We start from the raw sequence: 21,037 nt of genomic DNA, 5'->3' as shown, positions 1-21,037 counted from the left end.
CGCGGTGGCAGCGAGCACCGCGTCGCCGGCCCCGCCCGAACCCCCGGAGGACGGGGCGGGGTTCGCGGTGCCGCCCGGCTGTGTCGTCGCGGGGTACCGGGTGGGCGAGCGGATCGGGGCGGGCGGCTGGGGAAGCGTCTACGCCGCCCGCCGCGAGGGGGCGGGATCCGACGGCGGGTCCGGTGCCGGCTTCGGCGAGACGTGCGGCGGCGGGTCCGGCGGCCCGTCCGGGGGTGGTCCGTGCGAGGCGGCCGTCAAGTTCCTCCACCCCGGCCGGCTCAGCCCCGGCCAGCGCGACACCATGCGTCAACTCGCCCACAGTGAAATGCGGTTCAGTCGGCGCGCCGACCACCCCCACCTGATCCGCACCCTCGCCGTGGTCACCCTCGCCGACCCGGCCCATCCCGCACTGGACGGCGCGCTCGCCCTGGTGATGGAGCGCGCCGCGGGCAGCCTCCAGGACGTCCTGGCCGGGACGCGGCCGCCGGCCCCCGTCCCGGACGCCGGCCGGATCCTCGCCGAGGTCGCCGCCGGCCTGCGCCACATGCACACCGCCGGCTGGGTGCACGGCGACCTCAAGCCCGCCAACGTCCTGCTGATGCCCGACGGCACCGCCAAGCTCGCCGACTTCGGACTGACCGCCGAACTGGACGGCACCCACGCCTACGCCCCGCCGCTCGGCTCGCCCGACCACGTGCCGCCGGAGTGGTGGTCCCAGCGGACCGGCGCGCACGGCGTGGCCCTGCGTCCGAGCGCCGATCTGTGGGCCTTCGGCGTCCTCGCCCACCAGCTGCTGACCGGCGGCCTGCACCCGTTCCTCGGCGCCACCGCCCGGGCCCGCTCGCTCGCCGCCCTGGCCTACGCGCGCGGCAGCGCCCCGTTGCGGCTGGACGCCGCGCTGCCGGAGCGGTGGCGGCCGCTGGTCGCCGCCTGCCTGACGGCCGACCGGCGGCGGCGCGCCGAGGTCGACCTCGCGGCGCTGCTCGCCGTGGCGCTCGACGAGGACGCGCCGCTCGCGGGTGGGGCGCCGGTGCGGCCGCGGCGCCGCCGCACCGCCGTGAGCGCGACGGCGCTGCTCGCCGGGGCCGCCGCCCTGCTGGCGCTCACCGGCGCGCCGGAGCCGGCCGAGCCGTCCGCGTCGTCCGCGTCGGCGGTGGCGTCCGGGGCGCCGCCGCCGGTGCGCGGTCCGGTTCGGCCGGGTGCGATCCCGCCGGGCGCCGACGTCCCCGTCGCGCTGCGCACGCCGATCGACGACGCGGCCCGCCGCTGCCCCGAGGCCGAGGTCACCCCGGTGCTGCTGGCCGCGATGATCAAGGCGGAGTCCGGCTTCGACCCGGCCGCCGCCCGCCCCGAGACCGGGGAGTACGGCGTGGCGATGTGGACGCCCTCGGTCTTCAACGCCTGGGCGCAGGACGCCGACCACGACGGCGTCAAGGACTACCTGGACCCCGACGACGCCATCGCCGCGATGGGCGGCTACGTCTGCTGGCTCGCCCAGCGCTTCAAGCAGCGCGGCTATCCCGCCGCCGAGCTGCCCGCCCTGGTGACGGCCGGCTACCGGACGAGCGACAAGACGGTCGCCGACGCCGGCGGTGTACCCGATCGGGTGAAACCGCACGTCGGCAAGGTCCTCGCCTACCTCGCGGAGTACGGCGGGACTACGGTGGCCGGGTCATGAGGTCGGCCACATCCGCGGCCTCCCCGGTGGCGCCGCCGTGGAACCCGTGCTTCCGGATGGGATGCTCGGCGGCATGTTCACCAAGCTCCGACCTGCCGTCACGCAGTGGACCGTCGTCGTGCCCCTGCTGGCCTTCGCCGTCCTCGCCCTGACCTGGCACCGCGATCTCCCCGGCTGGGTGGTCGGCGTGGTGTCGCTGTTCCTGGCGGGCGCCGTGCTCGCCGCCGTGCACCACGCGGAGGTGATCGCCCACAAGGTGGGCGAGCCGTTCGGTTCCCTGGTGCTCGCGGTCGCGGTGACGGTGATCGAGGTCGCGCTGATCGTGACCCTGATGATCGACGGCGGCGACAAGTCGGCGACGCTCGCCCGGGACACCGTGTTCGCCGCGGTGATGATCACCTGCAACGGCATCCTCGGCCTGTCCATCGTGGTGGCGGCCAGCAAGCACCGGGTGGCGGTCTTCAACGCCGAGGGGACGGGCGCGGCGCTGGCCTGCATCGGCACCCTCGCCACGCTCAGCCTGGTGCTGCCGACCTTCACCACCAGCTCGCCCGGCCCGCAGTTCTCGCCCGCCCAGCTGGCCTTCGCGGCCGCCGCCTCGCTCGTGCTCTACGGCCTGTTCGTCGCCACCCTGGCGGTCCGTCACCGGGAGTACTTCCTGCCGGTCACCCCGGAGGGCAAGGTGGTCGAGGAGGACGACCACGCCGAGCCGCCGACGATGCGGGCCACCATCGTCAGCCTGGCCCTGCTCGGCGTGGCGCTGGTGTCGGTGGTCGGCCTGGCCAAGGGCGTGTCGCCGACCATCGAGTCGGCGGTGCAGTCGGCCGGGCTGCCGAACTCGGTGGTGGGTGTCGTGATCGCGCTGCTCGTCCTGCTGCCGGAGACCATCGCCGCCCTGCGCGCGGCCAAGCGCAACCGGGTGCAGACCAGCCTCAACCTGGCGCTCGGCTCCGCGCTGGCGAGCATCGGCCTGACCATCCCGGCCGTGGCGGTCGCCTCGTACTGGCTCTCCGGGCCGCTGGTGCTCGGCCTGGACTCCTCGCACCTGGTGCTGCTCACGCTGACCATCGTGGTCGGCACGCTGACGGTCATCCCGCGCCGGGCGACGCCGCTCCAGGGAGCGGTGCACCTGGCCATCCTGGCCGCCTACGTGGAGCTGGCGATCACCCCCTGAGCGCCCTGGGGACGGCGGGGACGGGGACGGCGAACGGGCCGGTGACCTTGAGGGTCACCGGCCCGTTCACGTGTCCGGGTGCCGGAGGTCCGGGCGCCGGATCAGGAGGAGCGGCGGGTACGGCGGGTGTAGACGACGGCGCCCGCGCCGCCGAGCAGCAGGACGGTGCCCGCGCCGGCCATCAGCAGGGTGCCGGTGCCGTTGCTGCCGGTGGAGGCGAGGTCCTTGCCGGAGGACGTGCCACCGGCGATCGGGGTCGGCACGCTGACCTGGGTCGGAATGATCAGCGGGTCGGCCGGGTCGACGACGGTGTCGGCCGGCGCGATGTGCACCGGAACGGTCGCGGTGGGCTTGGGGGCCGGGCCGCTCGCGCTCGGCTCCGGCGCCTGGCCGCCCGGGGTGGCGGTGCCGGACGGGCTCGCCGAACCGGTGGTGCCCGGGGTGGCCGAGGGGGTGGCCGACGGGCTCGCGGCCGGGGTGGTGGCCGGCGTGCCGCTGGGCGTGGTGCTCGGCGTGACCGACGGGATCGCGCTCGGCGAGCCGGTCGGGGCGACGGTCGGCGGGACCGTCGGGTTCGGCGGCGTCGTGGTCGGCGGCGTGGACGGGGTCGGCGCCTCGGTCGGCGACGGCGTCTCGCTCGGGGCCACCGTGGGCACCGTGCTCGGGGTGACCGGGACCGTCGGGACCGGCGTCGTCGGCAGGGTGGTCGGCGGGGTGGTCGGCGTCGCGCTGGTGGGCGGCGGCGGGACCGGGGTCGCCTTGGTGGGCGTCGGCACCGGCGTCGGCGTCACCGGCGGCGTGGTGGTGGGCTTGCCGGTCGGGCTCGGCGTGGCGGTCGGGGTGGGGGTGCGGCCGCCGCAGTCCACCTTGAACACCTTGTGCTTCGGGTTGTTGAGCTTCGGCGGCGTCGTCGGCAGCTTGCCGCGGTCCAGCTCCACCGAGGCCCAGTACAGCTTGTACTGGCCGTCCGGCAGGTTGATGTCCTCGGTCCGGATGTGGCCCTTGCCGTCCACCGGGATGTCGCCGTACACGACGGCGGTCTCCTTGTTGTCGGTGTGCATCTGGGCGATCAGCCAGACGATGTCCTGGCCCGGGTCGAAGCCGAACGAGTCCAGGTAGAAGGCGCATACCTTGGGCTCGTTGTTCTTGGGCTCCTCGCCCGTCGAGGAGTCGTGGATCTTGACGGTGCCGTTGTTGCCCTTCGCGGCCTGGCCGCCGGCGGCGGCCTCGGCGGTGGGGGTGGCGAGCAGCAGGGCGGCGACGGCGGGGACGGCGACGAGGGACCGCGCCGTGGTGGAGCGAATGCGCATGGCTGTGTCCAACGGGGATCGGCGGCCCGGCGGGGCCGCGCGTGGAGGTGGGAGCCCTCGGCCGACATCGGTCGGCGGACGAGACGCATCAAAATCCCGTAGCCGGTTCGGCTCCGCAAGGACGGTTTGGCCGAATTGCCAGAAAGCAAAGCAGATTGTCCGACAAATTCATGGCAACGATTCGGTCACCCGGATGTGAGGGGCCGGTGTGCGGATCGGTCCGATCGGGCCGGGTGGTGTCGGGTGGGGCGGCCGATGCCCGCGTGTCGGGTTCGACGGGGCGTTCGCGGTCCATATCGTCTGTGTCCGCCGAATCCGCTGAGTCCGCCGCAGGACCGACACCCGTGGGAGCGCCGCATGCCCGGCCCAGCAGAGCAGTCGTCCACCCGTCCCGCCCAGCCGGACCCCGCCGGCCCGTCCGGCGGCGCCGAGCCGGTCGGGGGCGCCGGGCAGGCCGGGGGAGTGGAGCGGACCGGGGGAGCGGAGCCGGTCGAGGGGGCGGAGCCGACCGCCGCCGACGGCGGGTCCGGGACCGGCGTGGACACGGCCGATGTGATCGTGGTCGGCGCGGGTCCCGCCGGCTCCACCGCCGCCTACCACCTGGCCCGCACCGGCCTGGACGTCCTCCTGCTGGAGAAGTCCGCCTTCCCCCGGGAGAAGGTCTGCGGCGACGGCCTCACCCCCCGCGCCGTCCGGCAGCTGATCGACCTCGGGATCGACGTCTCCGAATCCGCCGGCTGGCTGCACAACCGCGGCCTGCGGATCGTCGCGGGCGGGCGCCGGGTGGAACTCGACTGGCCGGAGCTGTCCGCCTACCCGGGCTTCGGGCTGGTCCGCCGCCGCGCCGACTTCGACGAGCTGCTCGCCCGGCGGGCCGCCGCGGTCGGCGCCCGGCTGGTGGAGCGGGCCAACGTGGCGGGCCCGGTGCTGGACGAGCGGACCGGCCGGATCACCGGCGTCACCGCCCGGCTCGGCGAGGAACGCCGGCCCGTCACCTACCGCGCGCCCCTGGTGGTCGCCGCCGACGGCAACTCCACCCGGCTCTCGCTGGCGATGCGGCGCTACCGCCGTACCGACCGCGCGATGGGGGTCGCCTACCGCACCTACTTCACCACCCCGCGCCACGAGGACCGCTACCTGGAGGCCTGGCTCGACCTGCGCGACCCCACCGACCCGGCCCGCCGCCTGCTGCCCGGCTACGCCTGGGTGTTCGGCATGGGCGACGGCACCGCCAACATCGGCCTCGGTGTCGTCGACACCGGCGCGGTGCCCCGCGAGGTGGACTGGCGGCAGCTGCTCCGCCGCTGGTGCGACGATCTCCCCGCCGAGTACGGCTACCACCCCGGGGCCGTCACCGAACCGATCCGCGGCTCCGCCCTCCCGATGGGACTCAACCGCCAACCCCACTACGCCGACGGCCTGTTGCTGGTCGGCGACGCCGGTGGCACGGTCAGTCCGGCCACCGGTGAGGGCATCGCCTACGCGATGGAGTCCGGCCGCTTCGCCGCCGAGGCGATCGTCCAGGCCCTCGCCCGGCGCACCGACCGCGGCCGCGATCTGGCCCTGCGCGCCTACCCGCAGGCCCTGCGCGCCGCCTACGACGGCTACTTCGCGCTCGGGCGGCTCACCGCCGCCGCGCTGAGCCACCCGCGGCTGGTGGGCGCGGCCGGGGCGGTCGGGCTCGGCAACCCGGCCCTGCTGCGGGCAGCGTTCCGGCTGATGGTCAACCTGACGGAGCCCAACTCCCGCGACGCGCTGGACCGCCTGCTGCACCTCCTCGGCCGCCTGGCCCCCAGCAGCCGGGGCTGAACCCGGCGGTCCCCGGTCCGAACCCGGTCCCCGGTCCGAACCCGGTCCCTGGCCCGAACCCGGTCCCTGGCCCGAACCCGGTCCCTGGCCCGAACCCGGTCCCCGGTCCGAACCCGGTCCCTGGCCCGAACCCGGTCCCTGGCCCGAACCCGGTCCCTGGCCCGAACCCGGTCCCTGGCCCGAACCCGGTCCCCGGTCCGAGCCCCGCCGTCCCCGCCGCGGGCCGGCGGGCACGCCTAGTCACTGAACCAGGCGCGCCCGTCGGCGGACAGGAACGCCCGCAGGACGAACGCGCCGAGGGCGATGCCGGCCAGGGCGGCGAACGAGCCGGTGGCCACCAGGAGCACGCCGACGGCCACGGACAGGGCCTCGATGACGGCCACCGTCGTCCTGGTCCAGCCGGCCCGGCGCGAGGCGAGGCCGGCACAGGTGCCGAGCAGCAGGCCGACCAGCACGGAGGTCATCGCGACGAAGCGCACCAGCGCGACCTCGTCGCCCTGGTTCCGGCCGAGGGCCCCGAGCAGCAGGAGGCCCGAGCAGCCGCTGAGCGCGGCGTGGATCCACACGCACGCGACCGCCCGCCGGACCGACGTCGGCATCCGCCGTGCGGCGCACTGGTCCGTCATCGCTGACCACCCCCGGTCGTCGAGCGGCCGTGGCCGGCGGCCGGGCCGTACCGGCGAGGATCGGGCCGGCCCGACGCGCTGTCAATGGAACTGATGCGTCCCCCGGCGGCTCCGGCGGGGTCCGCCGCTGGTTGCGGCGGCTGTGCCGGGTCCGAGGCTGGGGGCGCGACCCTCCAGTTTGCACGCCCCCGGCACCCGACGTGCGCGGGTTGGCCGAAACCGGGGGCTCCGGACCCGTTACGGGCTCGGGCGGTTGACGTGCACTCAGATGATCCGATTGCCTGGTGCCGGCTTGGCCACGGAGGGTGACCGATCATGCTCCGGTCCGCCCGCCGTGCCGCCGCCGGCTCATCACCGAACCACCGCACCACCCAAGCTGCATGCCAGCTCACCACCTCATGACGGAGACAACGTGCGCCTTCGCCTGCTCGCCGTACCGCTCGCCGCGGTCGTCGCCCTGCTCGCCCCGACCACCCCGGCCCTCGCCGCCACGACGGCCGCCACCCCGTCCGACGAGTGCTCGACGGCGGACTTCCACGGCGATCCCCGGCTCGGCCCCGCCGACCTGCCGACCGCCGGCACGGTCGGCCGTGAGCTGATCGGCTACCGGCGGACCGGTGGCCTCGACGAGGCGAAGTTCCTCGCCACCTACTACAGCCCCACCGCCAACAACGGCAGCCCGGGCTGGATATACCCGCCCGCCAACGGCTACGTCACCCTGCCCGACGGCACCCCGGTCGAGTTCGAGATCACCCTCTACCCGAACCAGCGGATCGACCGCTACGGCAGCGAGTACGGCGCGTTCCTCGCCCCCGAGGGCCTGCCCTACGCCAGCCGCTCCATCCCGCCGCAGAGCCTGGACGCCAACCCGGCCGCGAGCTGCAACTACCACGACTACCAGGTGGTCAAGCCCTTCAAGGTGCACGCCGGACCGATAGCGCCCTGGTTCGGCCAGCCCGGCTACGGTCTGCAGTACCAGCTCGACGCCGCGCTCGTCCCCGACGGTCCGGCCCGGCTGAACGTGCTCTGGCTCGTCGACAACGGCTACCTCGCCCGGGTCTGACCCCCTCCGGCGCGACGGCGGTCCCTGGACTGCGGCCTCCGGGCTCCGGCTACCAGAGGTCGCCGTCGCGCCAGTCGCACACCAACCGCCCGTCGAGGTCCAGCGCCACCGCACCCGGCAGCACGAACACCTCGCCCTCGTCGTCCGGCGTCGGCACCGGGCCGTGCGGCGTCAGCGCGGCGAGCGGACCGCGCCACGGCTGCCGGCCGCGCGCCGCGTAGAACGCCACCGCGTCGTCCGCCGCGCAGAGCGCCCCCAGCTGGTAGCCGCCCCGGACCACCGCCTCCGACGCCGCCATCAGCGCCGCACCGTGGCCGCGCCCGCGCCGGTCCGCGCGCACCACCACGTTCTCCACGTACCCCGTGCGCAGCGCCCGTCCGGCGTGCAGCAACCGCCGCTGGACCACCGCCGCGTGCCCGATCAGCACACCGCCCTCCCGGACCAGCGCGTGCACGCCGCCGAGCCCGTGCTCCCAGTCCTCCTCGCCCAGGTCGACGAACTCCTCGGCCAGCAGGGCCCGGACCGCCTCCCTGGTGCCGGGGTCCAGGGCGGAGGTGTGGGCGGTGAGGAGTTCGGCCATGGGCCGATCGTGGCACGCCGGGGCTGCGGTGCCGACCGGTTTTCGCGGCGACGGTAAATCCGTTGCCGGGCAGGTGGGACGGGGGATAGGAAGGGCGGATGAGCACCACGCACTCCACCGCACCCGTCGGCTCCGCCGCTTCCTCCGCGCCCGCAGCGCCCGTAGGACCGCCGACCGACGGCAGCCGCGGGTTCGTCCCGGCCGTCCTCGACCTGGGCGACGTCGTCCTGCGTCCGTGGCGGCCCGGCCTGGAGGTCCGGGGCGGTGCGGTGGCGAGCCTGACCAAGGCCGCCGCCGATCCGGAGATCGCCCTCTGGAACCCGCTGCGCGCCGCCGACCCGGTGCAGGCCGAGGCGTGCCTCGACCGCTGGGCCACCGGCTGGGAGAACGGCAGCCTCGGCTACTTCGCGATCCTGGACGCCGTGGACTCCGAGCTGTTCGGCACCATCGCCCTGCGGTGGACCGACCGTGCCGACGGGCTCGCCATGGTCGGCTACTGGCTGCTGCCGGCCGCCCGAGGCCGGGGCGTGGTCACCCGGGCCACCCGCACGGTCACCCGCTGGGGCTTCGACACCGCGGGCGCCCGGCGCATCGAACTCGCGCACGCGGTCGACAACCCCGCCTCGTGCCGGGTCGCCGACCGTTGCGGCTTCCCGCTCGAAGGCACCCTGCGTGCCTCCTACCGTTTCGGCGACGGCCGCTACCACGACGAGCACCTCCACGCCCGGCTGGCCACCGACCCCGACACCGAGGCCGGCGCGGGTCCCGGCCCCGAGGCGCGGGGCCGCCGGGACGGCTGAGCCCGCGCGGATGGCATCGGGCTGCCCGGTTCCCAGGCGGGCAGGGGGCGGGGTGCCGGGTGCGGGCCTAACCTGGAAGGGCGCGCCCGTACGTGGTGCGGAACGGGAGCGGTGGGCCATGACGGTCATCTCCGCGGCACTCTTCGGGGCCGATTGGCGTGCGACGCCACGCGGTTCCGCCGATCTGCCGCGCGAGTGCGCCGCCCGTGGCTGGACCGTGGTGCTGACCGCCCCCGGTCCTGCCGCGACCCCCGCGCTCACCGTGACCGACCCCGGCCACGACCCGGTTCGGGCCGCGCTCGACCTGGTCGGTGGAGAGCCCGCGCACGCGGTGTTCGTCGCCGGGAGCGTGCCCGAGGTCCGGGCGGCGCGCCGGGCCGGGGTGGCCTGCGTCGCCGTGCTCGGCGTCGGTGCCACCGCGCCCGAACTGCGGGCCGCGGGCGCCGTCGAGGTGCACCGTGACGCCGCGGCCCTGTTGCGCGTGCTGGACGACAGCCTGCTCGCCCGCCCCCGGGCGTTCCGCGACCGCCGTCCGACCGCGTCGACCGGGTTGACCTCCTCGACCGCCTCGGCGGGCCGGAGCGGTTAGCCCGCACCCCGCCGGGCACTCGCCCGGACGGGAGGACGTCGTCACCGGAAGTGCCGGAGGTGACCGAGATGGACGGACCCGCGCTGAGCGGACGGGAGCGGCGGCTCCTGGCCGAGATCGAGGGCGAGCTGAGCAGGGACACCCGCCTCGACCGGCGGTTGAGCACGATGGGTGCCAAACGGCCGAGCCGGTTGGGGAACGCGTTGGGCGGCCTGGGCCGCCGGATGCCGGCCGGTGTGCTGATGACGGCACTGGTGATGTCGGCGGTCTGCCTCAGCGTCGCGGTGCGCAAGCCCACCGCGGCCGTGGCGATCGCCTCGGCGGCGGTCTGGATCGGCAGCGTCCTGATGGCGGCCGCCCTGTCGACCGTGCTGCGCCGTCGGCGGCGCGCCCGCGTGGAGGAGACGGCGGACGATCTGCTGGACGGCGGGTACCGGGGACCGCGCGCCCGCGGGTGGCCGGGGGAGCCCACGGACGGCGGCGACCGCCCCGGCGATCATCCGGAGGGGCGCCGCGACCGGCAGGACGGCCGCGAGCGCAGGCCCTGGGACTATCCGGAGACGTGATGACCACCGAGCTGTGGGAGTACCGCCCCGGCTCCCACCACGCCGCCGATCTCACGCTGGTCGGCTACGAGGTCGAGGCGACGGACGGCCCGCTGGGCCGGGTGGACCAGGACGCCGGGGACCACCTGCTGGTGGACACCCGGCCGTGGGTGCCGGGCGCCCCGGTCCTGGTACCGGTCGGACTGGTGTCCCGGATCGATCACCTCGAACTGGTCGTCCATCTCGACTGCCCGCGCGCCCGGGTGCGCTCGGCGCCGCCGCCCGCGGCCGTCGACCGGGTGGGAGGGGCGGCCGGGCCCGATGCGGGCCGTGCGGGCCGTGCGGGCCGTGCGGGCTGAGTCGGCGCGGGACGGGTGGTGAGCGGGGTGAGCCGGACGGAGTTCGTCGCCCTCACCGGCCGCACGGTCGCGTTCCTGGTCGCGCCCGAGGGCGTCGAGCAGACCGAACTGACCTCCTCCTGGCAGGCCGTCGCCGAGGCGGGCGGCACGCCGCGACTGGTGTCCACCCGGCCCGGACGCGTGCAGGCGTTCCGGCACCTGGACCGGGCGGACACCTTCCCCGTCGACGACCTCGTCGGTGTGGCCGAGCCGGCCGCCTACGACGCGCTGGTCCTGCCGGGCGGCGTCGCCAATCCCGACACCCTGCGGCTGCACCGGGCCGCCGTGGCCTTCGTCCACGAGCTGTCCGCCGCCGGCCGGCCGGTCGGGGTGATCTGCCACGGCGCGTGGACGCTGATCGAGGCGGACGCGGTGCGCGGCCGCACGCTCACCTCCTGGCCGAGCATCCGCACCGACCTGGTCAACGCCGGCGCCTACTGGGTCGACGAGCCGGTCCACGTCTGCCGGGACGGTCCCGGCGTGCTGGTCTCCGGCCGCAAGCCCTCCGACCTGCCGGTCTTCAACGAGACACTGGTGACGGAGTTCGCCCACGCGCACCCGGCCAAGGGCCCGCACCCGCCCTGGCCGGTCGCCCACGAGGCCGCCCCCTCCCGCCACACGGCACCGGAGGACGTCAGCCGAGGAAGCGGTGGACCGGTCCCAGACTGACCGGCAGCTCGTCGCTGACGTCGACGGTGCAGACGTAGGTGACGGCGGCACGCCGGTCGTCGGCCGGGTCGAAGAAGCGCACCATCACGTCCTGGCAGTCGGAGTCCGCCCGGCAGTACGGGCTCCTGGCGACGGTGATCGTGTCCAGGGTGCAGAGGCCGCGTGTGGCCGGGCCGGGCGTGGTGGGGCCGGGCGTGGCGGGGGCGAGTGCGTCGGGCAGCCGCTGGGCGGAGAGCGGGCCCTCGCCGAGCAGGCCGCCGCTCAGGAAGGTCTCCGTCACGGCGTGGTTCAGCGCCCGCTCGGCGGCGCTCCGGCCCGGGTTGCGAAGCTGGTAGTACACCTTGTCGAGCAGTGCGCGGACGTGCCCGGTCACCGCCTCGTGGTCGTGATCGTGGGCGTGTCCGTCGTCGTCGTGTCCGTCGTCGGGATTGCGATCGCGCCGGGTGATGCCCTCCGCGACGGTGTCCACGGCGGCCGCGATCAGCGGGGTCTCCGTCCAGCGGGCCAGGCCGACGGCGCTCACCCGGACCACCGGCACGGTCCGGCCGGAGAACAGCCGCGTCGAGCGTTCGGTGAGCCGGCCGGGGACGGTGAGCCGGCCGATGCGGCCCGGATCCCCGAGCGGGAGCGACTGGCCGAGCAGCGCCTCGCGCAGCGCCCGGTGGACGGGGTGCACCGGCGGGGCGGCGGCGATCCGGCGCAGCAGCGCGAGCCGTTCCTCCTCGTCCTCCTCGGTCCCGTCCGGCGCGGGGCCGGGGAGCGGGCCGGACCAGTCCATCCCGACGGCGGGTCCGGCCTCCAGGGCGTAGACCGGGGTGCTGTCGAGGGTGAGCGTCCAGGTCACCTCGGACGAGGCCCAGGGGTTGCCGACCAGGTGGTCGTACAGCTGCCGGGCGTCCCCGGGATCCGGGGGCGGTCCGCCGGGGACCTCCGCCAGCTGTCGTCGGAAGCCGTCCAGGCGGGCCGCGGAGCGGAAGTCGACGCCGACCCGGCCGACCGCGTACACGGGCGCGCCCTCGGCGGGGCCGGCGTCGGCTTCGGCGGGGTCGGGGTCGGGGTCGGGACTCGGACTGGGGCTGGGGCTGGGGCTGTGGTTCATGGTGCTGGGCTCCCTCGACGCGGCTCGGTGGGCGGGTACGGCTCGGTGGGCGCGTCCGGGCTCAGTCGCCGCGCAGCCGGACGAAGAGCGCCGTCGGAGGCCGTCCGGTCACGGTCACCTCGGCGCGCAGCGCGGTGGTGACCGGCCGGACGGAGCCGTACTGCGCGTCGTGGACGGGCGGGCCGAGCCGTCCGGCCGTCGCCTCCGCCACCTGTCGGGACTGCGGCGGGGAGAGCGGCGGCGAGGAGAGCAGGACCCGGCCGTCGTCCAGCTCCAGGACCACTGCCCTCGGCCGCGCCGGCGGTCCGGTGACGGCGCGCACGGCCGCGTCCACGGTGTCGCCGCGTCGGTACTTCACCCAGACCCGCCCGGCGCCGCGGGCCCGGTACGGGGAGCCGGCCGCTTTGCAGACCAGCCCCTCCACCCCGGTGTCGGCGAGCCGTTCCATCCAGGCCAGCGCCTCGGCCCGGTCGGTGGTCGCCAGGACGGCCTGGACCGGGGGCGGGACGTCGGCCAGCGCGGCCACCAGCAGCCGCCGCCGGTCGGCCAACGGCAGCCCCCGGACGTCCCGACCCGGCAGGGCGAGCACGTCGAAGGCGATCAGCCCGAGCGCCACGTCCTCGGCGGCCCGCGCCTGGCGGGTGCGCAGCAGTTCCTCGAAGGCGAACCGTCCGCCGCGCCAGGCGACCAGCTCCGCGTCCAGCACCAGCCCGGCCGGGAGCCGGGTCACGGCGGCGGCGATCGGCGGGAAGTCGGCGGTGAGGTCCCGCCCCGAGCGGGACTGCAGGAACGACGGGCGCCCCGGCCCGCGCGCGAAGGCCACGCAGCGGAAGCCGTCCAGCTTGAGCTCGTACACCACCCCGGCCCCGCCGAGGCCGTCCGCCGGGGGGACGGCGGGCACGGCCGCCGGGCGCATCACCTCCACCGGGGGCTCCAGGACCACCGGATCACGGGCGGCGGCCGAGGGCGCTCTTCGGGGTGAGGCGGTCGGGGCGGTCGAGGTGGCGGCGGTGGACGGGGTGCGCGGCGAGGCGGCGGGCAGCGGACGGGCGCGTGCCGGATCGAGGAGCGGCGCGAACAGGTCGCCGCGCGCTGCCAGCCGATCCGGCACGTCGGCGATCGTGAACACCAGCTCCTCCACCGACCCGGCCGCGTCCAACTCCGCCCAGGACAGCGGCGCCGACACCGTCGGCCGCTGCTGCGCCCGCACGGTGTACGGCGCGGCGGTGGTCTTCTTGGCCGTGTTCTGCGACCAGTCGACCAGCACCCGGCCGGTGCGACGGGCCTTCGCCATGGTGTGCACGACCAGGTCCGGGTGGGCCGCCTCCAGCTCGGCGGCCAGCTGCTTGGCGTACGCGGAGACCCGGGCGCTCGGCATGGGCTCCAGCGGCACCATCAGGTGCAGGCCCTTGCCGCCGGAGGTCTTCACCCAGGCCTCCAGACCGTCCGCCGCGAGCCGCTCGCGCAGCATCCCGGCCACCGTGCGGCAGGTGAGGACGTCCGCCCCCGCGCCCGGGTCGAGGTCCAGCACCAGCCGGTCCGCCAGCCCCGGCGCGGCGGTGTGCCACTGCGGCACGTGCAGCTCCAGACAGCCCAGGTTCACCAGTGCGAGCAGGGCGGCGCCGTTCTCCAGCACCACCTGGCGCAGCTCGCCGCTGTTGCTCGGCACCTCGGCCGTGCGCACCCAGCGGGGCGTCCCGGGCGGCGGGTTCTTGGCGACGAAGACCTCGGCCGCCACGCCGTCCGGGGTGCGCAGGAAGGACACCGGGCGGTCGCGCAGGTGCGGCAGCAGCGCGGCGTGGACGGCGGCGTAGTAGCGCAGCACCTCGCCCTTGAGGGTGCCGGTCTGCGGGTAGTACACCTTGTCCAGATGCGAGAGCGCGAGCGTGCGCCCGTCAACCACCATCTGCGGCATCGCCGCCTCCGAGGCTGCGCGCGTCCCGGCGCGGCCGGGTCCGTTGCGGCCAGTCTGCCCGGCGCGGGGGCCCGGCGCGAGCCGTCCATGCCCCGGGCAGGTCGCTTGCCCGTTGCCCGGGAGTGTCACGGCCCGAGCAGGTCAAGCGCGGTACGGACCAGCGTGGCATCGGTGTCCGGCGCCCGCGCACCCGCCAGCCCGGAGCGGAACAGCGAGGCGCCCTCGATCAGCATCACGAACACCCCGGCCCTGGCCTGCCGTTCGGCCGGCGACAGCCCGGGCCGTCGCCGGCCGAGGAACGCGGCCACCTGCTCCCGGTAACCGTCGTAGAACTGCCGGACGGCACCGGCCACCGCCGCGTCCCGGGCAGCGAGCGCCCACACCTCGGCGAACAGCCGGACCAGCCGCGCGTCCTCCTGCTCGGCCAGCAGCGCCACCACCACCGCAGCGGCCGTGTCGGTGTCAGGGGCGGTGTCGGTGTCGGGGGCGGTTTCGGGAGCGAGCAGCGGGGCCAACCGCTCCGCCGACCGCCGCAGCACCCGCTCCAGCACAGCCGCGACCAGGTCGGCATGCGTGGGGAAGTAGTACTGGAGATGCCCCAGCCGTACCCCGGCCGCCGCCGCCACGGCCCGCATCGTCAACTCCGCCCCGCCCTCGGCGACCAGCACCCCCTCCGCCGCGTCCAACAGCGCCTCCCGCCGCTCCGCCCCCTTCCGCCCCCGCCCCGGGCCCCCCTTGCCGGCACTCCCGGCAACCCGCTCTCCGGACCCAGCTCCCACCGAGCGACTGCCGGAGCCGCCCGGCCCCGGGGCCGCCGTGCCGGCGGCCCCCGCCGCGCCGGCCAGGGCGTGGCCTTCCGGAGCGGTGGCCGATCCGTGGGCACCGGCGGTGCCTTCGGCTCGCTCCATGGTTGGGGCTGCCACGGTGGCGATTTCCGCCTGCCGTTCGGCTTCCTCCGGTTCGCCTGCGTGCCCAGGGGTGGTGGCGGCGGTTTCGGCCGGGCTGTCGGGGGTGCGGCGTTTCGGAGCGGTGGCCGATCTGTGGGGGCCGGGGGTGGGCTTCGGCCGTGCCGGGCCGGGAGCCGTTGGCGTGCCGGCTTCCGTGGCGGTGTTCGGGGCGGGCGTGGGTGGGGTGGGATCCGGTCGCCGCGTGGCCTTGTGGGGGCGGGGCCGCCCGGGGGGTACCTCGGTGGGGTTGCCCGGGTTCGGGTCTGGCGGTGTGGAGGGGGCGGGGGCGGTGCTCATGCGGCAGCATCCAAGCCGGTGGCGGGGTGAATGTCGACCGAGACACCGAGGGCGGCGAGTGCGGGGAGGAGTTGGGCGGGGCGGGGTGTCCGTTCCGGGAAGGAGACGCCGGCCGGGGCGGGGGCCGCACCGTCCGTGCCGAGGGCGCGGCGGAGGGCGAGCAGGCCGCCGACGGCGGTGAGGTGGGCCTGGCCGGCGCGGTCCTCGACGACGGCGGTGAGGGTGCGGCCGCCGTGCGTGACGTCGATCCGCAGGAGCGCGGTGCCGCCGTCGCCAGGGGAGTACAGCATGGCGCGGCGGGCGGACTGCCAGCGCTCGCCCCGGCCCCAGCGGAAGAAGCCGGCGTGCTTGGCGGCCAGCAGGGCCCGGGTGCTGAGGCCGGAACTGAAGCCGATCCGGGTGGTGGCGGTCGTGGTGCCGAGGGTGAGCGGCAGGGTGAACTGCTCGGGCGTGTCGATCCGGGCGACCCGGGTGGGACGGTCGCCGATCCGGACGGTGCCCGCGTCACTCAACGGGGCGACCGTGCTGCGCCGGCCCTCGCGGATGACCTCGTAGTCCAGCCCCAGCCGGTCCATGAACTCGACGGAGTCCGCACCGGCCCGGTCGGCGAGGTCCCAGCGGATGGCGGTCTCGACCCGGTCCGCCCCGCCGAGCCGGTCCGCCAGCGCGGCGGTGACCAGGCTGACGACGCCGCCCATCCACGCGGAGGAGAGCAGCACCGGTGCGGTCGGGCGCAGCAGGGCGGCCAGGGTGGCGGCCCGCTGGAGCCGGACGGTCCAGCGGGTGATGTCCGCGTACGGCACCCCGCCGACGATCGCTGCTCGCAGCACCCGGTCGTCCGGGTCGTTGACCACGCCCACGACGGCCCGGACCGCGGCCTGGAACGGTGCCGGGTCGGCTAGGTCCCAGCGGCGGACCGCGGCGTGCGGGGCTCCGCCGAGGTCGTGGACCAGCGCTGCTCCCCGTTCCTCGGACCGGCCGGTGAGCAGTACGGGGTGGTCGGCCGCCACCAGGCGGGCGAGTTCGGCGCCGACCGTCCCGTAGCCGCCGACCAGGAGGACGGGCCCGTGCGGGTCGTGGGTGAGGGTGTCGGGGGCGGAGACGTGTGCGGGTGTGGTCATGGAAGAAAAAATAGGTCACCTGACCTAAAAATATTGTCAAGGTGCGCGGCCGGTCACCAGGGCGTGCGCGTCGGCGACCAGGTCCTCGATCCGCTTCCAGTCGAGCGGTGTCACATCGAGGCGGACGCCGACCCAGCCCCGGTGGCCGACGTAGGGCGGCCGGAAGAACCGGTCCGGCTCCTCGGCGACCAGGAACTCCTGGGCGCCGGCCGCCGCCGGACACCAGAACGCGAGGTGGTCGTCGTGGTGGTGGTCGGAGAGCATCACGAGGACCCGCGCCCGGCGGCCGGCACCGGCGAACCAGGTCGGCTCACCGTGGCTGACCCGCTCGTCCACCTCGGGCAGTGCCAGGCAGACGGCCCGCAGCCGCTGCACGGCCGCCGCCTCGCCGGAGGAATCGGCTGCGGTCACGTCGCCGGTCGTGTCACCGCTCGTGTCACTGCTCGTATCGCCGGGGCGCACGGCTCAGCCCGCCGTGGGTCGGGGCGCCCGGGTAGGTGCCGAAGTACCAGTGGTTGCCCTCCGGATCGGCGGCGGCGAAGTCGCGCGAACCGTAGTCCGTGTCGAACGGCGCGGTGGTGATCCGTGCCCCGGCGGCGACGGCCCGCGCGTGCAGGGCGTCCGGGTCCGCCGTGACCACGTACGCGCTGAACGTGCCGGGGCCGCCGGGCCAGGGCTCGGCGCCCTCGGGCGTCGGGCGGTCGGAACCGAGCATCACACCACCGCCCTCCGGCCAGGCCAGCTCCGCGTGGGCCACGAACGCGCCCTCGCCGTAGGCGACCACCTCCTCGAAGCCGAACGCCTCCGAGAGGAAGCGGATCAGCGCGCGGGCGTCGCGGGCCCGCAGGCTCGGCCAGACCTGCGGCGCAGGCGCCGTTCCGCCGGAGTTGATGTCGGCGGTGTTCGTGGGGCCGGTGTCGGTGGTGTCGGTGCCCATGGCGGGTGCCTCCTCCGGGTCGTGGCGGCCGGTCCCGGACAGGCACCGGGCCGGACCGCCGTCATGCCTCTCACTCTGGCGCGGGCCCGGTGGCCCCGCCTTGGACATTTCGGAACTTCGCCGCGTCCGGCCCCTCCTCGGCCAGCCAGGTACTCGGCGCGCACCCGGCCAGCGCGCGGAACTCGCGGGCCAGGTGGGCCTGGTCGGCGAAGCCGCAGTATGCCGCGAGCTCCGCCAGCCGGGGCGTCCGGCCGGGCGCGGCCAGCAGCCGGCGGGCCCGGTCGAACCGCATCACGCGGGCGGCGGCCTTCGGGCTGAGGCCGGTCTCCCGGCGGAACCGGTCCAGCAGGTGCCGTTCGCTCCACCCGGTCTCCCGGGCGAGCACGGCCACCGGCAGGGCCCCGCCGCTGCGCCGCAGCGCGGACCAGGCGTGGACGACCTCCGGCGGCACCTGGCCGGAAGGGCGCGCGAGCCGCAGCAGCGCGCCGTCCAGCGCCGCGAAGCGCTCCGGCCAGTCGCGGGCCTCCCGGACCGCCTCCCGGAGGCTCGCGGCCGCCGCCCCGAGCACTGCCTCGGCCGGGACGTCCATCCCGGACAGCTCCCCGGCGGGCAGCCCGAACAGGGCCCGCGCCGCGAGCGGGTGGACGGCGAGCTGGATGCCGGACTGCCGGCCGTCGTGGCTGATCAGCGCGGGCGCCGTGTGCAGGCCGCCGATCAGCGTGGCGTACCGGGCGGGCGGCTGCCCCGGGTCCGGGTGGCCGGCCACCGTGAGCGGATCGTCCAGGGTCAGGATGAAGGTGAGGTGCGGGGACGGCAGACCCCGGTGCAGCGCGGCTGGCACACCGTGCCGGCGGTAGCCCGAGTACCAGGCCACGTACGGGCGCAGCGCCGTCGTGGGCCGCACCCGGACCGCCTCGTCGAGCGGGTCGTCGCCGGCCGCCGTCCTGCCGGGCGGTGCCCCGGCGAACTCGTCCGTCACGCCCCCAGTATCGGTCCGCCCCGGCGCCCGCCGCAGCGGCAGGGCCCGTGCCGGGCCCTGCTCCCGCACGGCCCGGCGGTGACCGCACGTAGCACCCGGGGCGATGCGCTCGCGGACCGTCGGCGGGGTGCATAGGGTGGGCGCAGCGGACCGTTCGCTGCTCGGGGGAAGACCCTGAGGAGGAGTCCCCGTGACCACAGCCCGAGACATCATGCACCCCGGCGCCCAGTGCGTCGACGCCGAACAGAGCCTCGCCGACGCCGCCCGGATGATGCGCGACATGAACGTCGGCGCCCTCCCGATCTGCGGTGGCGACCAGAAGCTGAAGGGCATCATCACCGACCGCGACATCATCGTCCGATGTATCGCGGAGGGACGGGACCCGGCCGCCGTGAAGGCCATGGAACTGGCCGGCCACCTGCACTGCGTCCGTGCCGAGGACGGCATCGACGCCGTGCTCCAGAAGATGGAGCAGCACCAGATCCGCCGGATCCCGGTGATCGACGGTGACCGGCTGGTCGGCATGATCAGCGAGGCCGACCTGGCGATGGGCCACCGTCAGGGCCACCGCCTGACGGACCAGCAGATCATCGACTTCATGGACAGCGTCTACATGAAGCGGTGACGCCGGCCGTCCCGGACCTGACGGGGCGGGGCCGGCGGGCCCCGCCCCGCGAGGACGCCCGCGCCGGGCCGCGCGAGGGTCCTCGCCGACGCTTCCGGACCCGGGTCGCAGGGCGACGGCGGCGACTGCCGGGACGAGGGCCGCGAGGACGGCGATGGACGCCAGGACCGTCAGGGCCCGGCCGGGTCGGCGAAGGCGCGGTCGGATGATCCGATGGCCTGTCAGAACGCTGTGGTGCATGGATGTTCACTCCTCGTTCCGAGCTCCCGGGGACAGGCCGGGAGGGGCGCTGAACCTGACGCTGATGAGGCTAGGGGTCCGCGCAGGGGGCCAAGAAGTGCCGATCTGCACATGTTCGCGCGGTCTGTGCCCCGGCCCTCCATGACCTTTGGCCAATCTTTGTGCGAGGGAGGGGAGGGTGCCGGGAACGCGGGTACAGTCCCGGCGTGGTCGGGACCGGCCCGGTCGGCACTGAGGAGGGGTGGATGGAACAGCGCGCCGTGCGGTGGATCCCGCCCGTGCTCTACACCGTGGTCCTGGCCGGTGGCTTCTACCACGCGGCGGTCGCCGCCGGTGAGTTCGGCGGTGCCCGGCTCACCGTCTTCGCCGCCGGTCTGCTGGCCCTGCTCGCCCTGGAGGCGCCCGGGCCGGACTCGGCGCCGGCCGCGCGGCTGCCCGCGGAACCGCTGCTGGCGGCGCGGGTGACGCTGTTCGCGGTGGTCGCGGTGGTGGACGGCTCCGGGGTGTCGCGGGCGCTGTTCGTCCTGGTGCCGTTCACCGCGTACCTGGCCTTCGGCCGGTGGGTGGCGCTCGTCTGCGCCGCCGGGAGCGTCGGGCTGCTGCTGATCGGGCTGACGGTCCTGGCACCGGGGTGGTGGGTGCGTCCGGTCTACGTGTCGGACGTGCTGGTGTTCGGCCTCGCCCTGGCGCTGGTCCTGTCGGTGGCCGGGTCGGCGGTCCGTGAACAGGAGACGCGGGTACGGCTGGAGGAGTCGCGCGAGCGGCTGGCCCGCTACGCGGAGCGGGTCGCGGAACTGTCCGCGGCGGAGGAGCGCAGCCGGGCGGCCGGGGAGATCCACGACAGCCTCGGCCACCGGCTCACCGCCGCCGGTGTGCAGTTGGAGAAGGCCGAGGCGTTCCGAGTACTGGACCAGGAGGTTTCGGCGCGGGCCCTCGCGGACGCGCGTCGGTCGGTGGGGCGGGCACTGGAGGAGGTGCGCGAGTCGGTGGGCGTGCTGCGCGGGGCGCGCCCATTCTCCCTGGTCCGCTCGCTCGCCGAGCTCGTCCGGTACCTCGGCGACGATTGGCTGGCGGTGGAGCTCACGGTCACCGGCGAGGAGTCGGGCCACGACGCCGGGACGCTCACCACCCTCTACCGCGCCGCCCAGGAGGCGATCACCAACGCCCGCCGGCGCGGCCGGGCGACCAGGGTGGAGGTCCGGCTCGTCCTGGACGGTCCGGCCGCCCGGCTGACCGTCACCGACAACGGGAGGGGGATCGCCCGGGGCTCCGAACCGGGCCACGGCATACGCGGGCTGCGCGAGCGGGTGGCGCTGCTCGGCGGCCGGGTGGACATCCGGGGCGGGGTCGACGGGGTCGGCGGGGCCGACGACGCCGGTGAACCCGGGGGCGTGGCCGTCACCGTGACGGTTCCCCGCCGGTCGCCCGCCGGAGCCGGAGCCGGAGCCGACGTCACGACGACGGCAACGACCGCCGCAGCGGCGGCGACCAGGGCCGACCGTGCGACCGGTCGAGCTACCGGATGAACGCCGACGATTGGGACGGGTTCTGACGGCACGACACCCAGACCGTCGACGCCGCGACCGCCGACACCCGAGCCCGCCATGAGCTGCCACGAGACGGGCGCGGCGCCGAG

The 21,037-nt window shown here is 75.8% G+C and carries 20 protein-coding genes and 1 pseudogene; 11 read left to right on the top strand and 10 right to left on the bottom strand.

The features are described from left to right. The first annotated feature begins 4 nt into the window (after window positions 1-4). Window positions 5-1,678: a serine/threonine-protein kinase gene (locus ACFU9E_RS10920; protein ID WP_380685070.1), complete on the top strand. Its 1,674-nt coding sequence runs from the start codon at window positions 5-7 to the stop codon at window positions 1,676-1,678. 73 nt (window positions 1,679-1,751) lie between these two features. Next, a complete protein-coding gene (locus ACFU9E_RS10915) occupies window positions 1,752-2,852 on the top strand; it encodes a calcium:proton antiporter (RefSeq protein ID WP_380685068.1) in 1,101 nt (366 codons plus the stop codon). 101 nt (window positions 2,853-2,953) lie between these two features. Here the strand turns inward: ACFU9E_RS10915 and ACFU9E_RS10910 are convergent, their stop codons facing one another. Beyond that, a complete protein-coding gene (locus tag ACFU9E_RS10910) occupies window positions 2,954-4,162 on the bottom strand; it encodes an LPXTG cell wall anchor domain-containing protein (protein WP_380683621.1) in 1,209 nt (402 codons plus the stop codon). A 357-nt stretch (window positions 4,163-4,519) separates the two neighbouring features. Here ACFU9E_RS10910 and ACFU9E_RS10905 point away from each other — a divergent pair, with 357 nt between their 5' ends. Then, on the top strand, window positions 4,520-5,971 hold the full coding sequence (locus ACFU9E_RS10905) for a geranylgeranyl reductase family protein (RefSeq protein WP_380683622.1): 1,452 nt from the start codon (window positions 4,520-4,522) through the stop codon (window positions 5,969-5,971). Between the two features lie 236 nt (window positions 5,972-6,207). Here the strand turns inward: ACFU9E_RS10905 and ACFU9E_RS10900 are convergent, their stop codons facing one another. Next, window positions 6,208-6,597 carry a hypothetical protein gene (locus ACFU9E_RS10900; RefSeq protein ID WP_380683624.1) on the bottom strand — a complete coding sequence of 130 codons (390 nt, stop codon included), beginning with the start codon at window positions 6,595-6,597 and terminating at the stop codon, window positions 6,208-6,210. Between the two features lie 412 nt (window positions 6,598-7,009). On the opposite strand from ACFU9E_RS10900, the gene ACFU9E_RS10895 reads away from it, so the two are divergent. Further along, a complete protein-coding gene (locus tag ACFU9E_RS10895) occupies window positions 7,010-7,660 on the top strand; it encodes a TNT domain-containing protein (protein ID WP_380683625.1) in 651 nt (216 codons plus the stop codon). A gap of 49 nt (window positions 7,661-7,709) precedes the next feature. On the opposite strand, the gene ACFU9E_RS10890 is transcribed toward ACFU9E_RS10895, so the two are convergent. Beyond that, entirely contained in the window at window positions 7,710-8,240 is a 531-nt protein-coding gene (locus ACFU9E_RS10890) for a GNAT family N-acetyltransferase (RefSeq protein WP_380683626.1), read from the bottom strand. Between the two features lie 98 nt (window positions 8,241-8,338). Between ACFU9E_RS10890 and ACFU9E_RS10885 the strand changes: the two genes are divergently transcribed. The 5 genes and pseudogenes from ACFU9E_RS10885 to ACFU9E_RS10865 all read left to right on the top strand — a co-directional run. Next, entirely contained in the window at window positions 8,339-9,040 is a 702-nt protein-coding gene (locus ACFU9E_RS10885; protein WP_380683627.1) for a GNAT family N-acetyltransferase, read from the top strand. A 118-nt stretch (window positions 9,041-9,158) separates the two neighbouring features. After that, complete coding sequence (locus ACFU9E_RS10880; protein ID WP_380683628.1) at window positions 9,159-9,629, top strand: HAD family hydrolase; 471 nt, start codon at window positions 9,159-9,161, stop codon at window positions 9,627-9,629. 68 nt (window positions 9,630-9,697) lie between these two features. Further along, a complete protein-coding gene (locus tag ACFU9E_RS10875) occupies window positions 9,698-10,195 on the top strand; it encodes a hypothetical protein (RefSeq protein ID WP_380683629.1) in 498 nt (165 codons plus the stop codon). Further along, a complete protein-coding gene (locus ACFU9E_RS10870; protein WP_380683630.1) occupies window positions 10,195-10,533 on the top strand; it encodes a PRC-barrel domain containing protein in 339 nt (112 codons plus the stop codon). Before ACFU9E_RS10875 ends, ACFU9E_RS10870 begins: the two co-directional genes overlap by 1 nt. A gap of 27 nt (window positions 10,534-10,560) precedes the next feature. Continuing rightward, window positions 10,561-11,127, top strand: a pseudogene (locus ACFU9E_RS10865) (type 1 glutamine amidotransferase domain-containing protein); the annotation flags it as partial. Window positions 11,128-11,206: 79 nt separating this feature from the next. Here ACFU9E_RS10865 and ACFU9E_RS10860 read toward each other — a convergent pair. The 7 genes from ACFU9E_RS10860 to ACFU9E_RS10830 form a co-directional block, all read right to left on the bottom strand. Further along, window positions 11,207-12,340: a hypothetical protein gene (locus tag ACFU9E_RS10860; protein WP_380683631.1), complete on the bottom strand. Its 1,134-nt coding sequence runs from the start codon at window positions 12,338-12,340 to the stop codon at window positions 11,207-11,209. Between the two features lie 61 nt (window positions 12,341-12,401). Next, window positions 12,402-14,255 (bottom strand): non-homologous end-joining DNA ligase, encoded by a 1,854-nt coding sequence (gene ligD, locus ACFU9E_RS10855; RefSeq protein ID WP_380683633.1) that lies wholly within the window; start codon window positions 14,253-14,255, stop codon window positions 12,402-12,404. A 125-nt stretch (window positions 14,256-14,380) separates the two neighbouring features. Further along, a complete protein-coding gene (locus ACFU9E_RS10850) occupies window positions 14,381-14,941 on the bottom strand; it encodes a TetR family transcriptional regulator (RefSeq protein WP_380683634.1) in 561 nt (186 codons plus the stop codon). 554 nt (window positions 14,942-15,495) lie between these two features. After that, window positions 15,496-16,620, bottom strand: coding sequence for a saccharopine dehydrogenase (locus ACFU9E_RS10845; protein ID WP_380683635.1), 1,125 nt, complete (start codon window positions 16,618-16,620; stop codon window positions 15,496-15,498). A 36-nt stretch (window positions 16,621-16,656) separates the two neighbouring features. After that, window positions 16,657-17,031, bottom strand: a complete 375-nt coding sequence (locus tag ACFU9E_RS10840) for an MmcQ/YjbR family DNA-binding protein (RefSeq protein WP_380683636.1) — start codon at window positions 17,029-17,031, stop codon at window positions 16,657-16,659. A gap of 25 nt (window positions 17,032-17,056) precedes the next feature. Beyond that, entirely contained in the window at window positions 17,057-17,557 is a 501-nt protein-coding gene (locus tag ACFU9E_RS10835) for a VOC family protein (protein ID WP_380683637.1), read from the bottom strand. Window positions 17,558-17,627: 70 nt separating this feature from the next. Beyond that, window positions 17,628-18,536: a helix-turn-helix domain-containing protein gene (locus tag ACFU9E_RS10830; RefSeq protein ID WP_380683638.1), complete on the bottom strand. Its 909-nt coding sequence runs from the start codon at window positions 18,534-18,536 to the stop codon at window positions 17,628-17,630. Window positions 18,537-18,726: 190 nt separating this feature from the next. Here ACFU9E_RS10830 and ACFU9E_RS10825 point away from each other — a divergent pair, with 190 nt between their 5' ends. Together ACFU9E_RS10825 and ACFU9E_RS10820 are read left to right on the top strand one after the other, a co-directional pair. Next, complete coding sequence (locus ACFU9E_RS10825; RefSeq protein WP_380683639.1) at window positions 18,727-19,161, top strand: CBS domain-containing protein; 435 nt, start codon at window positions 18,727-18,729, stop codon at window positions 19,159-19,161. Between the two features lie 485 nt (window positions 19,162-19,646). Further along, window positions 19,647-20,927, top strand: coding sequence for a sensor histidine kinase (locus ACFU9E_RS10820; protein ID WP_380682260.1), 1,281 nt, complete (start codon window positions 19,647-19,649; stop codon window positions 20,925-20,927). Window positions 20,928-21,037 lie beyond the last annotated feature (110 nt).

It is taken from the genome of Kitasatospora sp. NPDC057595 (genome assembly GCF_042800875.1).
GTDB lineage: Bacteria > Actinomycetota > Actinomycetes > Streptomycetales > Streptomycetaceae > Kitasatospora.
The sequence above is the reverse complement of the archived record's forward strand: the minus strand, read 5'-3'. Positions and strand labels throughout refer to the sequence as shown.